12 protein-coding genes are annotated in these 14,796 nt (G+C 49.7%); 4 read left to right on the top strand and 8 right to left on the bottom strand.

Going from position 1 to position 14,796, the window contains the following annotated elements:
* The first annotated feature begins 423 nt into the window (after positions 1–423).
* The gene (locus H6624_20015) at positions 424–879 is read left to right on the top strand and encodes a hypothetical protein (protein MCB9086638.1); all 456 of its coding nucleotides are present in this window, start codon (positions 424–426) and stop codon (positions 877–879) included.
* Positions 880–1,150: 271 nt separating this feature from the next.
* On the opposite strand, the gene H6624_20010 is transcribed toward H6624_20015, so the two are convergent.
* Positions 1,151–2,041: a hypothetical protein gene (locus H6624_20010; GenBank protein MCB9086637.1), complete on the bottom strand. Its 891-nt coding sequence runs from the start codon at positions 2,039–2,041 to the stop codon at positions 1,151–1,153.
* A 133-nt stretch (positions 2,042–2,174) separates the two neighbouring features.
* Between H6624_20010 and H6624_20005 the strand changes: the two genes are divergently transcribed.
* Together H6624_20005 and eno (H6624_20000) are read left to right on the top strand one after the other, a co-directional pair.
* A complete protein-coding gene (locus H6624_20005; GenBank protein ID MCB9086636.1) occupies positions 2,175–3,293 on the top strand; it encodes a hypothetical protein in 1,119 nt (372 codons plus the stop codon).
* Positions 3,294–3,317: 24 nt separating this feature from the next.
* The gene (gene eno, locus H6624_20000; GenBank protein ID MCB9086635.1) at positions 3,318–4,583 is read left to right on the top strand and encodes a phosphopyruvate hydratase; all 1,266 of its coding nucleotides are present in this window, start codon (positions 3,318–3,320) and stop codon (positions 4,581–4,583) included.
* Positions 4,584–4,685: 102 nt separating this feature from the next.
* Here eno (H6624_20000) and eno (H6624_19995) read toward each other — a convergent pair whose 3' ends face one another.
* Together eno (H6624_19995) and H6624_19990 are read right to left on the bottom strand one after the other, a co-directional pair.
* Positions 4,686–5,951, bottom strand: coding sequence for a phosphopyruvate hydratase (gene eno / locus H6624_19995; protein MCB9086634.1), 1,266 nt, complete (start codon positions 5,949–5,951; stop codon positions 4,686–4,688).
* Between the two features lie 24 nt (positions 5,952–5,975).
* Complete coding sequence (locus H6624_19990; protein ID MCB9086633.1) at positions 5,976–7,094, bottom strand: hypothetical protein; 1,119 nt, start codon at positions 7,092–7,094, stop codon at positions 5,976–5,978.
* A gap of 133 nt (positions 7,095–7,227) precedes the next feature.
* On the opposite strand from H6624_19990, the gene H6624_19985 reads away from it, so the two are divergent.
* Positions 7,228–8,118 carry a hypothetical protein gene (locus tag H6624_19985; GenBank protein MCB9086632.1) on the top strand — a complete coding sequence of 297 codons (891 nt, stop codon included), beginning with the start codon at positions 7,228–7,230 and terminating at the stop codon, positions 8,116–8,118.
* Positions 8,119–8,389: 271 nt separating this feature from the next.
* Here the strand turns inward: H6624_19985 and H6624_19980 are convergent, their stop codons facing one another.
* The 5 genes from H6624_19980 to H6624_19960 form a co-directional block, all read right to left on the bottom strand.
* Complete coding sequence (locus H6624_19980; protein MCB9086631.1) at positions 8,390–8,845, bottom strand: hypothetical protein; 456 nt, start codon at positions 8,843–8,845, stop codon at positions 8,390–8,392.
* A gap of 339 nt (positions 8,846–9,184) precedes the next feature.
* Positions 9,185–9,787 carry a hypothetical protein gene (locus tag H6624_19975; GenBank protein ID MCB9086630.1) on the bottom strand — a complete coding sequence of 201 codons (603 nt, stop codon included), beginning with the start codon at positions 9,785–9,787 and terminating at the stop codon, positions 9,185–9,187.
* The gene (locus tag H6624_19970) at positions 9,787–10,359 is read right to left on the bottom strand and encodes a hypothetical protein (protein ID MCB9086629.1); all 573 of its coding nucleotides are present in this window, start codon (positions 10,357–10,359) and stop codon (positions 9,787–9,789) included. The genes H6624_19975 and H6624_19970 overlap by 1 nt, the downstream gene beginning before the upstream one ends.
* A gap of 599 nt (positions 10,360–10,958) precedes the next feature.
* Positions 10,959–12,998, bottom strand: a complete 2,040-nt coding sequence (locus H6624_19965; protein MCB9086628.1) for a PKD domain-containing protein — start codon at positions 12,996–12,998, stop codon at positions 10,959–10,961.
* Between the two features lie 697 nt (positions 12,999–13,695).
* A complete protein-coding gene (locus tag H6624_19960; protein MCB9086627.1) occupies positions 13,696–14,565 on the bottom strand; it encodes a hypothetical protein in 870 nt (289 codons plus the stop codon).
* Positions 14,566–14,796 lie beyond the last annotated feature (231 nt).

Here is a 14,796-nt window from a genome sequence, read left to right as displayed (position 1 = left end):
ACTTGGGGTGGGAGACATTTATTTCCAAATCTCAAAAAAGGCCAAGTCATTGTCTTTGAGGGCGGGGTGCCTAAGCTCAAGTGAGGCATGGAGCCTGAAATTGTAGGCTTGAATAGCCTTCTGTCGTCTTTCTTGTTTTGGTTTCAAGTCCTCTTTATCGTTGAAGGGAAGAATTCCCGTAACCAGTACCCCGGGGTCCGTAACCCGTAATCTGTAAACTATGTTCCCAGTACAAAATGTAAACTATGTTTCGGGTTGCACAACGTGTCTGTTTGCGGTTGCGGTTGCGGAAACGGAAACTGGCGCGGTACCGTGTACGGGTTACGGGTTACGGGTTACGGGTTACGGGTTACGGGTTACGGGTTACGGGTTACGGGTTTTAGGTTATATGTATGGGTTACTGATTGTGGCAGCGGAGGCGGGATGAAGCGCTTAGTGGTGGGATTGATTTCTGTTTTTATGTTCGTCAGTACTGCGTGGGCTGAGGATGGGGACGAGTTTGTTATCGCGGATTTGGCGATTTACGCAAAATCCATCGAGGTTTTGGTCCATGTTCGTGACACGGAGGATGGACATTTAGAGCGATTTATTTCTGCCTACACCAAGGAAAATGCACTTGAACTGACCACGCCAGCGGATGATGTATTGGTTGTTTGTGAACGCCCGCCCAAGCCAATACGAGCCTACTGTAATTTTCGCTTTACTCAGTCGGATCGCACTTTTATTTCGGACCAAAAAATGGATTACCGGGCTCTCTATGACGAAGCTGATGGATTTCTGGGGCTGGGTGCTCCGACTTTGGCTTTTAAAAATCACCGCAATGAAAGCTTTCACTTTATTCCCGCCGAACACGCACTGTTGGCGGGAGCCGTGTATTGACTCAAAACCAGCCTACTTTGTTTTTTATCCGCAAAATCCTTTATCAGTGAAGCCAGTCCTTTGCCGCCCATCCTCCGCCAATCCTCACGCGCCTTTCGGCCGCGGGCGCATCTTCGGGTCGCGTCAGTATCCTGCCGCGCCTCGGATATGCCCCGCGCGACGGCGGAGGATTCGGATTTACGGAGATGGCTCGGCAATCGGACTTTCTTCTCGGACAAAGGCGGCCAAACGGTTTTGCGGATAAAAAACAAAGTAGGCCAGTTTCTACTGCCTATTTGCTCGTCTCGTTGGCCTTAATGAAGGCGGCGATCAGGCGATTGAATTTGTCCACCTGTTCTTGAGTTCCTTTAACCACCCATGAGACCGCACGACCGGCGATGTTGGCGGAGCCATCGGTGTCGATGGAAACTCCAGCCTCAAAGGCAATATCGCGAATGGCATCGGTCAAAGAGCCAACGCGAGCCCAGCCGGCGGCAATGCCTCCAGTGTCAGTGACGATTTGAGTTTTGCCTTTGATGATTTGACTTGGCTTTTCAAAGTCAGGACCGTGGGCGTAAAGAGCCACATTGATGGGACCAAAGGAAGCTTCTTCGCTGCCTGGCCGGGGGTCAACTCCCGAGTCCAAACCAGAAATATTCCAGTCGGCAATGCCGCTGAACACATCTTCAAGAACAGCCTGTGAAATGGGCAGGGGAATGGAGTTGCCGTTTTCCAGGCGACGAAGACAAACAATAATCAAGGTGGTGCTGTCGCCGAACAACTCCAAAGACTCGAATCCACCGAGAATGCTGGCTCTGCGCAAGGGGGCCTGGAACTCGCGACCGGCGTGGAGATTAAAGGGAATACGCTTTTCCCAGGCGTTTTGGTCTTCTTCCCAACGGAAGGCGTTGACCACGCAGAAGTTTGACCCGGCTCGGATCACGCTCACCCCGTCGGTGATTTCCTCACTGGCTGAAAATACGAGTTGGCCGTTAAGAAATCGCCTTTCAGGACGGATAAACCGTGGAAAAAACACGGAATCACTGGGGACAGCCATGCTTTGCTTGACCAAAAAGGGCTGGCGGAAGGCAAAGGACTCAGTTGTGCCACCTAATGCAGCACTCCATGAGAGCCCGAGGCAGAGGAAAAGGGCGAGGAGTTTGGTTGAACTCACGGTCATCATGACAAACCTCCGAAAGGCGCCTAATGTAACTAATTTAATGCAGTATGTCAAATTTTCATGAGATTAAGGCTGTCTTTAGAACGGCCTAATTTTGTCACTCTCGCGGGACTCTTCCATGTGATGAAAATCAGGAGTGATTTCCATTGTTTTAACCCCTGGAACTGGCTACAAGTGGACCGTGTTGTTTAGCGGAAAAATCACCAATTCCGTTCTGGCCTATGTGGGCCGCCAGGGGGCAGGTTTAGAGGGGCTTCATGAAGTCACCGACTTACCTGAAGAATTTCTACGTGATCCGTCCTGTTGGTTGGAAGCTCATAAGGTGGAACAATTTCTCGAAGCGCTCAATCGTGAGTTTGGGGTCAAGTTAAACGACCCGAACCTGATGGAGAGCATCGGTCACTCATGCCATGAGCTTTGGGCATGGGGAGTGCTCGATAGCGTTTTGAGAATGATGCCGAAAGCTCAGGACATCTATCAACAGCCCCATCGCTTCCTTTCGTATTTTCTTTCGCCCGATCCGACATTGAACAATGTCCGTCGCGAAGACGAAGCCATTAGTTTTGAAATGCCCTGGTCATCTGAGGACTTCCCTCTGGTGTCGGAGTACTTGCGTGCGGCCCTTGAAGCTCTGCCCTCTTATTTGGGCAAAGACAGGGCTGTCGTTCGTTGGCGGGGACCACGGGTGTATATCGGTTGGTCAGAGGCTCAGCAGAGCTTTTTCGAGGAAGAAGAAGGCGAAGCCCACTTTAAGCCGGAACTTGTAAAAGTCATGCGAGCTTCGCTTGAAGATGCGCAACGGGAACTTGAAGAGCGCAAACGAGAATTGGTTCTTAAAGATCAGGAAGTTCAGTCTTATAAAGCGCAAATGTCCAGTTTGCTCATGCAAGCAGGGGATGGGCCTGAGGTCATTCGCCACTTCAGTGAAACCTGGCACATTGACGAGCGGCTTGATCTGCTTAAATCCCAAGTGCGTCGCATGGATGATTACATGGTTCGGGCTCAGCAGTTGGTGACCCTTTTGATTGGCCAGGGCCGCAAGGATCATCAGGTGGCTGAGGCAATGAAGCGTATGGATTGGGATTATCTGCGCACCACCTTCCCGAAGCTCGTGGCTGACATGGTTGAAGGACTTCAAAATCTACAAAACCAAATCCGTGACGGCTCTCTACCGCCCGATCCGGATTCAGCCGAAAAAATGGACACCAGAAAGCCAGGCAAAATCAGTCAGGCAGATCAGCAATTGAACTTGTAAGATCATCATTAAGGAGAATCACCAGTGGCAAAGATCGCTAAAGTGTTTGGACGAGAAATTCTAGACAGCCGGGGAAATCCAACTGTTGAAGTGGATGTGACCTTCGACAACGGACACATGGGTCGGGTGGGAGTGCCCTCCGGTGCTTCAACTGGTGCCTATGAGGCCCATGAACTGCGTGACAAAGATCCCAAGCGCTATTTGGGTAAGGGTGTGCACAAAGCCGTTGAAAATGTGAATAGTGTTTTGGCCCCAGCTTTGGCAGGCAAGAACTTCACCACGGTTGAAGAATTTGATGCCGGGCTACTAGAAATCGATGGAACAGAAAACAAGTCAAAGCTAGGTGCCAACGCCATCCTCGGTGTCTCAATGGCCGCCGCTAAAGCTGCTGCTGCCAGTGAAGGTGTCTCCTTGTTTCGCTACTTGGGTGGGGACAAGGCGACCAAGCTCCCCGTGCCTTTGATGAACGTCGTCAATGGCGGTGCTCACGCGAATAACGGCATGGATGTTCAGGAGTTCATGATCGCTCCCGTTGTGGGTGGGCGTTTTTCTGAAAGTCTTCGGGCTGGTTCAGAGATTTTTCATTGTCTTAAGAAAATCATCGACGAAAAAGGCATGCCCACCGCTGTTGGGGACGAGGGCGGGTTTGCCCCAAACCTGGCAAAAAATATCGAAGCCTTGCAGTTGATCATGCAGGCGACCGAGAAGGCCGGATACCGCCCCGGCGAAGATGTATTTCTAGCCTTGGATGTGGCATCCACTGAGCTGTTTAAGAACGGCAAGTATGACTGGGAAGGTGGCCAAATCACCGCCCAGGAGCTGGGTGAGATCTACAAAGGTTGGGCCAAGGAGTTTCCTTTAGTCTCCATCGAAGACGGATTTGCTGAGGACGACTGGGATGGTTGGATCGCTTTTACCAAAGATGTGGGTGATAAGATGCAGTTGGTGGGTGACGACTTGTTTGTAACAAACCCCAAGCGTCTTCAGGACGGCATCAAGCGTGGTGCGGCGAATGCCTTATTGGTCAAGGTCAATCAAATCGGAAGTCTCAGTGAAACAGTGAAGGCTGTACGCATGGCTCAAGAGGCGAAATACCGTTGTGTCATGTCTCACCGAAGTGGCGAAACTGAAGACGCAACAATTGCGGATTTGGCGGTTGCCCTTTCAACAGAACAAATCAAAACCGGCTCATTGTGCCGGGGCGAGAGAACAGCTAAATACAATCAGCTTCTGCGAATTGAAGAAGAGCTTGGCGCAAAAGCTGAGTACTGGGGCCGAAGGGCCTTCTGATTAGGTGCCTATCTACTTTTTTGGATGCAGTGAAATAAAAAAGGGAGGTTGCAACCTCCCTTTTTTATTTCACTGCATCCAAAAAAGTAGATAGGCACCTAATCAGAAGGCCCTTCGGCCCCAGTACTCAGCTTTTGCGCCAAGCTCTTCTTCAATTCGCAGAAGCTGATTGTATTTAGCTGTTCTCTCGCCCCGGCACAATGAGCCGGTTTTGATTTGTTCTGTTGAAAGGGCAACCGCCAAATCCGCAATTGTTGCGTCTTCAGTTTCGCCACTTCGGTGAGACATGACACAACGGTATTTCGCCTCTTGAGCCATGCGTACAGCCTTCACTGTTTCACTGAGACTTCCGATTTGATTGACCTTGACCAATAAGGCATTCGCCGCACCACGCTTGATGCCGTCCTGAAGACGCTTGGGGTTTGTTACAAACAAGTCGTCACCCACCAACTGCATCTTATCACCCACATCTTTGGTAAAAGCGATCCAACCATCCCAGTCGTCCTCAGCAAATCCGTCTTCGATGGAGACTAAAGGAAACTCCTTGGCCCAACCTTTGTAGATCTCACCCAGCTCCTGGGCGGTGATTTGGCCACCTTCCCAGTCATACTTGCCGTTCTTAAACAGCTCAGTGGATGCCACATCCAAGGCTAGAAATACATCTTCGCCGGGGCGGTATCCGGCCTTCTCGGTCGCCTGCATGATCAACTGCAAGGCTTCGATATTTTTTGCCAGGTTTGGGGCAAACCCGCCCTCGTCCCCAACAGCGGTGGGCATGCCTTTTTCGTCGATGATTTTCTTAAGACAATGAAAAATCTCTGAACCAGCCCGAAGACTTTCAGAAAAACGCCCACCCACAACGGGAGCGATCATGAACTCCTGAACATCCATGCCGTTATTCGCGTGAGCACCGCCATTGACGACGTTCATCAAAGGCACGGGGAGCTTGGTCGCCTTGTCCCCACCCAAGTAGCGAAACAAGGAGACACCTTCACTGGCAGCAGCAGCTTTAGCGGCGGCCATTGAGACACCGAGGATGGCGTTGGCACCTAGCTTTGACTTGTTTTCTGTTCCATCGATTTCTAGTAGCCCGGCATCAAATTCTTCAACCGTGGTGAAGTTCTTGCCTGCCAAAGCTGGGGCCAAAACACTATTCACATTTTCAACGGCTTTGTGCACACCCTTACCCAAATAGCGCTTGGGATCTTTGTCACGCAGTTCATGGGCCTCATAGGCACCAGTTGAAGCACCGGAGGGCACTCCCACCCGACCCATGTGTCCGTTGTCGAAGGTCACATCCACTTCAACAGTTGGATTTCCCCGGCTGTCTAGAATTTCTCGTCCAAACACTTTAGCGATCTTTGCCACTGGTGATTCTCCTTAATGATGATCTTACAAGTTCAATTGCTGATCTGCCTGACTGATTTTGCCTGGCTTTCTGGTGTCCATTTTTTCGGCTGAATCCGGATCGGGCGGTAGAGAGCCGTCACGGATTTGGTTTTGTAGATTTTGAAGTCCTTCAACCATGTCAGCCACGAGCTTCGGGAAGGTGGTGCGCAGATAATCCCAATCCATACGCTTCATTGCCTCAGCCACCTGATGATCCTTGCGGCCCTGGCCAATCAAAAGGGTCACCAACTGCTGAGCCCGAACCATGTAATCATCCATGCGACGCACTTGGGATTTAAGCAGATCAAGCCGCTCGTCAATGTGCCAGGTTTCACTGAAGTGGCGAATGACCTCAGGCCCATCCCCTGCTTGCATGAGCAAACTGGACATTTGCGCTTTATAAGACTGAACTTCCTGATCTTTAAGAACCAATTCTCGTTTGCGCTCTTCAAGTTCCCGTTGCGCATCTTCAAGCGAAGCTCGCATGACTTTTACAAGTTCCGGCTTAAAGTGGGCTTCGCCTTCTTCTTCCTCGAAAAAGCTCTGCTGAGCCTCTGACCAACCGATATACACCCGTGGTCCCCGCCAACGAACGACAGCCCTGTCTTTGCCCAAATAAGAGGGCAGAGCTTCAAGGGCCGCACGCAAGTACTCCGACACCAGAGGGAAGTCCTCAGATGACCAGGGCATTTCAAAACTAATGGCTTCGTCTTCGCGACGGACATTGTTCAATGTCGGATCGGGCGAAAGAAAATACGAAAGGAAGCGATGGGGCTGTTGATAGATGTCCTGAGCTTTCGGCATCATTCTCAAAACGCTATCGAGCACTCCCCATGCCCAAAGCTCATGGCATGAGTGACCGATGCTCTCCATCAGGTTCGGGTCGTTTAACTTGACCCCAAACTCACGATTGAGCGCTTCGAGAAATTGTTCCACCTTATGAGCTTCCAACCAACAGGACGGATCACGTAGAAATTCTTCAGGTAAGTCGGTGACTTCATGAAGCCCCTCTAAACCTGCCCCCTGGCGGCCCACATAGGCCAGAACGGAATTGGTGATTTTTCCGCTAAACAACACGGTCCACTTGTAGCCAGTTCCAGGGGTTAAAACAATGGAAATCACTCCTGATTTTCATCACATGGAAGAGTCCCGCGAGAGTGACAAAATTAGGCCGTTCTAAAGACAGCCTTAATCTCATGAAAATTTGACATACTGCATTAAATTAGTTACATTAGGCGCCTTTCGGAGGTTTGTCATGATGACCGTGAGTTCAACCAAACTCCTCGCCCTTTTCCTCTGCCTCGGGCTCTCATGGAGTGCTGCATTAGGTGGCACAACTGAGTCCTTTGCCTTCCGCCAGCCCTTTTTGGTCAAGCAAAGCATGGCTGTCCCCAGTGATTCCGTGTTTTTTCCACGGTTTATCCGTCCTGAAAGGCGATTTCTTAACGGCCAACTCGTATTTTCAGCCAGTGAGGAAATCACCGACGGGGTGAGCGTGATCCGAGCCGGGTCAAACTTCTGCGTGGTCAACGCCTTCCGTTGGGAAGAAGACCAAAACGCCTGGGAAAAGCGTATTCCCTTTAATCTCCACGCCGGTCGCGAGTTCCAGGCCCCCTTGCGCAGAGCCAGCATTCTCGGTGGATTCGAGTCTTTGGAGTTGTTCGGCGACAGCACCACCTTGATTATTGTTTGTCTTCGTCGCCTGGAAAACGGCAACTCCATTCCCCTGCCCATTTCACAGGCTGTTCTTGAAGATGTGTTCAGCGGCATTGCCGACTGGAATATTTCTGGTTTGGACTCGGGAGTTGACCCCCGGCCAGGCAGCGAAGAAGCTTCCTTTGGTCCCATCAATGTGGCTCTTTACGCCCACGGTCCTGACTTTGAAAAGCCAAGTCAAATCATCAAAGGCAAAACTCAAATCGTCACTGACACTGGAGGCATTGCCGCCGGCTGGGCTCGCGTTGGCTCTTTGACCGATGCCATTCGCGATATTGCCTTTGAGGCTGGAGTTTCCATCGACACCGATGGCTCCGCCAACATCGCCGGTCGTGCGGTCTCATGGGTGGTTAAAGGAACTCAAGAACAGGTGGACAAATTCAATCGCCTGATCGCCGCCTTCATTAAGGCCAACGAGACGAGCAAATAGGCAGTAGAAACTGGCCTACTTTGTTTTTTATCCGCAAAACCGTTTGGCCGCCTTTGTCCGAGAAGAAAGTCCGATTGCCGAGCCATCTCCGTAAATCCGAATCCTCCGCCGTCGCGCGGGGCATATCCGAGGCGCGGCAGGATACTGACGCGACCCGAAGATGCGCCCGCGGCCGAAAGGCGCGTGAGGATTGGCGGAGGATGGGCGGCAAAGGACTGGCTTCACTGATAAAGGATTTTGCGGATAAAAAACAAAGTAGGCTGGTTTTGAGTCAATACACGGCTCCCGCCAACAGTGCGTGTTCGGCGGGAATAAAGTGAAAGCTTTCATTGCGGTGATTTTTAAAAGCCAAAGTCGGAGCACCCAGCCCCAGAAATCCATCAGCTTCGTCATAGAGAGCCCGGTAATCCATTTTTTGGTCCGAAATAAAAGTGCGATCCGACTGAGTAAAGCGAAAATTACAGTAGGCTCGTATTGGCTTGGGCGGGCGTTCACAAACAACCAATACATCATCCGCTGGCGTGGTCAGTTCAAGTGCATTTTCCTTGGTGTAGGCAGAAATAAATCGCTCTAAATGTCCATCCTCCGTGTCACGAACATGGACCAAAACCTCGATGGATTTTGCGTAAATCGCCAAATCCGCGATAACAAACTCGTCCCCATCCTCAGCCCACGCAGTACTGACGAACATAAAAACAGAAATCAATCCCACCACTAAGCGCTTCATCCCGCCTCCGCTGCCACAATCAGTAACCCATACATATAACCTAAAACCCGTAACCCGTAACCCGTAACCCGTAACCCGTAACCCGTAACCCGTAACCCGTAACCCGTACACGGTACCGCGCCAGTTTCCGTTTCCGCAACCGCAACCGCAAACAGACACGTTGTGCAACCCGAAACATAGTTTACATTTTGTACTGGGAACATAGTTTACAGATTACGGGTTACGGACCCCGGGGTACTGGTTACGGGAATTCTTCCCTTCAACGATAAAGAGGACTTGAAACCAAAACAAGAAAGACGACAGAAGGCTATTCAAGCCTACAATTTCAGGCTCCATGCCTCACTTGAGCTTAGGCACCCCGCCCTCAAAGACAATGACTTGGCCTTTTTTGAGATTTGGAAATAAATGTCTCCCACCCCAAGTTCCGTCTTTCAAAACCTCGATCTTCTGAGCCCCTTCTAGGTAATTGGGGCTCCAGTAGACTTTCAATTCACCTTCAACAACGTGACCATAGAGCATGCTCTGATCTGCGACTGTAAATTCAGTCGGCGTCCCGTAGAGTTCCGAAAACAGAACCTGGTGTCCCAGAGAGATCCGGAGGTAATACAGACGAATTTCCCGCGCACCCTGGGGATCGGTCTCTGCCTTTACCAATACCCCCTTCTTAAAGGTGAGCTTTGTGCCTCTTGGAAAATCATAATTACCCATAAACTCAACACTCGGATCAGCCAACGCCACCAGCAATCCGTCTTTGTCCTCTGCTTTTAGCACTTTCATCTTTTCCAGTGGCCAGCCGCAGTGAGAATATTTGTCGAAGTACTTGATCAAAACGTCGCCATCCTTTGAGCCTTGAGTGGCCCCACTCGCCAAAGCCAAGGGAAAACCGAGCAGAAGAGCTAGGGCCAAAAGTATATGTCGGCAAACATTCCTATTGCGCATCATCAATCACTCCCCCCGGAGTCAAATTCCAGTTTGAGATCTCTAATCACCACTGTCTTAGGCCCCACTACTTTCTGGCCCAGGATAGTGGCATCCTTTTCCAATCGAATGCGGATTTCACTTTGCCCATGAAACACACCATACCCGCTCAACCAAACCTCAGAGCCCTTAGGAATCAATGAACCCTGAATAATCGTGTCCTCTGCCAAAATAAATTGCCGTGGTTGCCAGGTGCCTGATTCTTTGGGCGTATTGAATTCAACCCACCTCTGATAATCAACGCCCGCGCCCCAAAACTTAGACTCAGTACCCCCATGTACCTTCAGATGTTCCACCGCGCCGCTCTCAACTGTCAACTCATCGCCCAACCCAAAATAAATTGGACCAATCCAAAATGGCTTAGTTGGCCATCGACTACTCTGCCCAATACTGGGGATCGGCACCTTCCCAGGATAATTCTTAGTCGCACAATAACGAATTGCCCCCATATCATGCTTTTTGGCCTCTGGCTCGCCAGCCACATAGGGAATAAACAAAAATCCAAAAACAAAGATCACCAAAACTCTACTCAACACAACTGCTTACTCCTTAACTTTGACATCCCAGTGACTATAATGATTCTTCCACGTTTTAAAATCAGCATTATTAAGAGTACAATAACTTTGTTGGACTATCGCCCTTTCGTTGTGATCGCTAGATGGACGACAAAGCTTTATCCACTCACCATTAAAGAGCATCCTTTCCCCATCTGGCCACACACCATCAATCAAAGCACTTTTGACAATCTCTGCTTCCGTCAACACTTGAGATGGCGATACCAGTGATCCTAAAAGTTGCACAGAATAGTGCTGTCCATTCGACAGTCTAATCGTAGCCCCCGGAAACAGTTTTCCGATTCGGTGAATCGCCTCACGGTTAGATCTAACCCAGCTCACAATTCTATTCATCTCCTGAGTTGGCTCCTGGCCACATACACTATTCAATATACATCCCTGCCTATATTGCAAATAAGCCCTTAGGTCTCGATAGAGACCTACCCCATCGACCTCCGACTGAGTATTCAAACCAATGCCTGGAAAATGAGTGGCGCAGTTCGAATTGGGGTCCGTTTCTGATAGCTTACACCCTCTTGTATAGTCATGAGATCTTGTTCCAAATGTCAAAATGTCCACCGTCAATCCGTCACGATGCTCCTCGTGGGGTACCAATACACATCCAGATTTTGATTTGATAAATCTAAGTTGATCTCCTTTGTCAGATCATGCCTGTTACCTAGGACGTCAAAGCCTGTACCCCGCACTTCGTGAGGTCCTGAGCCTGCAAAGGTGTAGCTAGGGCTTCTTCCTCTTTCGTACTGAGTTTGATCAAAAAACCAGTGGTAATCATTGGCATCAATTAAAGCTGTGTTGGTTTTGATACCAGCGTTGAGCCAGATCCCGAGAGTATCCGAGGCCAGTCGCTCAATGGCGTAATCCATATGACCATCTTCTTGGCTTAGTTTAACGTGGACCACAAAAGGCAGCTCAGTTCTAAGGCCAAGGCTATCGCTAACAACCAGGCTTCCAAAGTAACTTCCGGGGTAACGGTAGACATGACTGGGACTAGGCGAACTGGAGTAATTGATCGGGTCTGAAAGATCGCCAAAATCCCATTCAAAACTTAAATCTCCTGAGGAATCCAAATCAAAGCTAGATCTCCCGTCAAACTGCACGATGTGACTCACTTCACCTAAGAGAGGTGTAGTGAGAAGAACGGGAACGGGAGGAGTGTTTTGAACTTGATCCGAAACAATGATTTTTAAAAAGACCTCAGCCCGGCCCATCTTGTCGTCCCTGGCCCTATAGCGAACCGTGTAGGCCCCAGGAGTTGAATAGGTGTGGCTGACAGTCGCCTGGTCGAATCCTATGACTTCAGGCGAATTATCCCCAAAACGCCACCTGTGGCGGATCGGGTCTCCCTCTTCATCGAGTGTTTGAGAAGCATCAAATTGAACAGTTAGTGGGGCTGGGCCTGAGGCCCGATCCGCCGTGATGTGCGGAACCGGTCTTCGATTGTCGAAGATTTCAATGGCCCTGGAAGTTGTGGTCGAAAGGCCCGTGCTATCAAGAATGGAAAGCTGAACCTCATAAGTGCCGGCTGAAAGGTAAAAGTGATCGACACTGGCAAAAGAATCCGTCTCATGCGGGTAAAGAGTCAGAGTTTTTCCTGTGCCAAAATCCCAGGTGTAACTAACAATCTCACTGTCCTCGTCCACGATGGGCGCAATAGTGCTGAGTTGAGTCCTAACCGGGAGACCATCGGATTTTGTCACATAAAAGATGCCTCCGCCGTCACTTGGAGGTTTTGGTTTTGGCAGCACAGTAAATTCAATGGGGACCGAGGTCTGAGCGCCATCGTCGTCGGTAACCGTCACGGTCACTACATAAACCCCTGCCACTTGCCACGAGTGCTCCGCCACAAAGCCTGTACTTGATGTATTGTCCCCCCAGTCAAAATGCACTTCGGTTATAAATCCGTCATCGTCGGTTGAGGCCATGGCGTCGAATAGCACCACTTCGTCTTCAAGAGGCTGATCGGTACTCCAGGTGAGATTTAAAATAGGCGGCTGATTCGAGCCTTCGCCATAGATGCTCACTTTTACGAAGGAACCTGGAAAGCCTTTTAGCTTTAAAGAGAGAGTTGATGTGTCCTCCGAGAGGTCAATCGGGATTCGGACTTCCTGAGTGGTGATGTTGAGACTTCCCGGAGTTAGGATCAAATTTTGATTGAGCCACACATGGCCCGCGTGAATCCGGGTAAACAGAGTTTTAAATGCTGCAAGGCCTTGTTTGATTCGGCAAACAAGTGAAACAAAGCTTCGCTCTTGTGAGCAAACACCTAAATCAACAGGAACACCGTTTTCAATAACAAGGAGATACCCCCCCCTGGCTAGATCGAGGCCTTGTGTTTGGATGTGAGGCTTAAAGATGCGGCCATGGAAAGTTTCGGGACCCCAGACGAGATCGAAGTCATCAGAAGATTGCTGGTTGTTGGAGTCACTTGGTGGCTGAACGACCGATGGACCATGCTTAAACCAATGGCCCATTTTTGCATTTGAAACTTGAGGGCTAAGAAGACCAGAACCCAAGAGCACAAAAAAGGCTCTTAAAGAAAATGAGGCAAAACCAAACCACCAACTGCTACGGCCGAATGCTCTCTCGACTCCAAACGCCATGACTTCTCCCTTTTTATCCCGTCAACGTGCCACTTTAAAACACGGGAAGTCGTTCTTATTTTGTGAAGACTCCATCTTAAGGGAGCAACTCAAGGTTTCCAATACCCCGCCAAAATGAGATCTGTTGATATCAAGCACTTAGATAGCCCTAGACCTCCAATGAAAATGACCAAACCCAATCAGATTAGGGCATTGAGGGAATCTGAGGATTTTTTCACGGCCTTGTTTCAAACTTGGAAAGCTTGCTTGGAGAAAGTCTAGGCGGGAGGGCCTGAGCGAATAAAAAACACTCTGCCTTGCGGATTGATCAAACGAGTCCAGATGTGATTGGTTCCCAGGTCGATCAAAAGGGCCAGAATGCAAGGCGGATGGATTCCAACCGAACGGAGTCGTACTTGTTTGTACGTCGGAGTGAGGTTGGGACCATCCAACGAAGTAGATGCCCCCTTTTCATCAATCCGCAACATTGGGCTGGTCAAAAGGGTTCAAATGCTAGGCGGGAGGGCCTGAGCGAATAGAGCACCCTTTATCCGGCGGATTGATCAAACGAGCCCAGATGTGATTGGTTCCCAGGTCGATCAAAAGGGTCAGAATGCAAGGCGGACGGCTTTAATCGAAAGGAGGCGTACAAAAATGTACGTTGTATTGAGATTCAAGCCGTCCAACGCAGGAGGCTGGTCCTTTTCATCGACCTGGCTTACATGAAGTCGCCGGGTTGAGAGCGGGAGGAATCCCACGGCAAATCCTCAAGACTAATATCAAAGTACAAAGTCTTGCCATCCTTCTCATAGGCAAAACAGCCGTCAGAACTGGAACTTATACTAAAGCCCCCGCCCCACCATTTATCACCATGGGCGTGAGATTCTCCCGCAGTGTTGGCTGGAGTATCCAATGCTTTGTAGATCTGCATTTTTCCTTCGCCTTTGTTGTCGCCAACCAGATTGCGGGTGAAGTAGCGCCATTGCAGGTACTTGTCGCCAAGCAAACGGTTGTCTTCATTTAAAACCTTTAACTGCTCGGCAGTGTGATAAAGAATTTTAACTTCAGGAGAAGCAAACATGGCTTCATAAGTGAGATGCTGATCCTTGGTTGGACGATCTTTGACTTCACGATCATAAAAGGCTTGCGGCAAAAGCAAGTGACTGTGACCCATATCGGGGAAAAACACATAGTCTGCATAATTGGCCTTGAGCGCATTTTCCACATGGAGCTTTAAGCTTTTGAGAAACCTGGGAGTCAAACGGACCTTTTTGGTTTCACTCAATTCGCCTTTAGGAAGAACAAAATAGTTGTTTTCAGTGTCGTAGTAAGCTCGGGCCTTAAGCCTTTTACCGCTGTGGTAGATTTCCTGAAACTTAGTCTTCATGTCGTCCATGGACATGCCCCAGGAAAAATCATTGGTGTAGACGAACTTTTCCTCAGCCTTGGCTGGTTGGCATCTTTGTATGGCTTCACGCAGCCAGGCATCGTCTCCTCTTTTGGAGGTCGCTGCCTGGGCGGGTTTGCCCGTAAATTGTGTTAGAAAAAAGACTGACAATATTGAAAGGAACTTCCTTCTCGAAGTCACTGTCCACCCCCCTCGGCTTTCAGCTTTCTGCCTCAATTATCCCTGCCCAGGTTTTATCTAAGCGCGGTCAAAAAAGTCATGAATTTTGGGTGCCAGGAAAATCTTGCGAAGGCCGATTGTAGGTCTTCCCCGCGATTATAAGTAATTCTTATGGCGAAATCCGGCCGCCGTCTTTAGATGCAATGAGTTATCTGGGCGGATTAATCCCCCCTCCATTGGTTGACCCCTCGA

Source organism: Pseudobdellovibrionaceae bacterium, assembly GCA_020635075.1.
In the GTDB taxonomy this organism is placed as follows: domain Bacteria; phylum Bdellovibrionota; class Bdellovibrionia; order Bdellovibrionales; family UBA1609; genus JADZEO01.
The sequence above is the reverse complement of the archived record's forward strand: the minus strand, read 5'-3'. Positions and strand labels throughout refer to the sequence as shown.

What these genes read in the sequence shown, in the direction of transcription:
- H6624_20010 (MCB9086637.1), bottom strand. Translation starts at nt 2,041, where the DNA reads ATGATGACCGTGAGTTCAACCAAACTCCTCGCCCTTTTCCTCTGCCTC.
- H6624_19985 (MCB9086632.1), top strand. Translation starts at nt 7,228, where the DNA reads ATGATGACCGTGAGTTCAACCAAACTCCTCGCCCTTTTCCTCTGCCTC.
- H6624_19975 (MCB9086630.1), bottom strand. Translation starts at nt 9,787, where the DNA reads ATGATGCGCAATAGGAATGTTTGCCGACATATACTTTTGGCCCTAGCT.
- H6624_20015 (MCB9086638.1), top strand. Translation starts at nt 424, where the DNA reads ATGAAGCGCTTAGTGGTGGGATTGATTTCTGTTTTTATGTTCGTCAGT.
- H6624_19965 (MCB9086628.1), bottom strand. Translation starts at nt 12,998, where the DNA reads ATGGCGTTTGGAGTCGAGAGAGCATTCGGCCGTAGCAGTTGGTGGTTT.
- H6624_19980 (MCB9086631.1), bottom strand. Translation starts at nt 8,845, where the DNA reads ATGAAGCGCTTAGTGGTGGGATTGATTTCTGTTTTTATGTTCGTCAGT.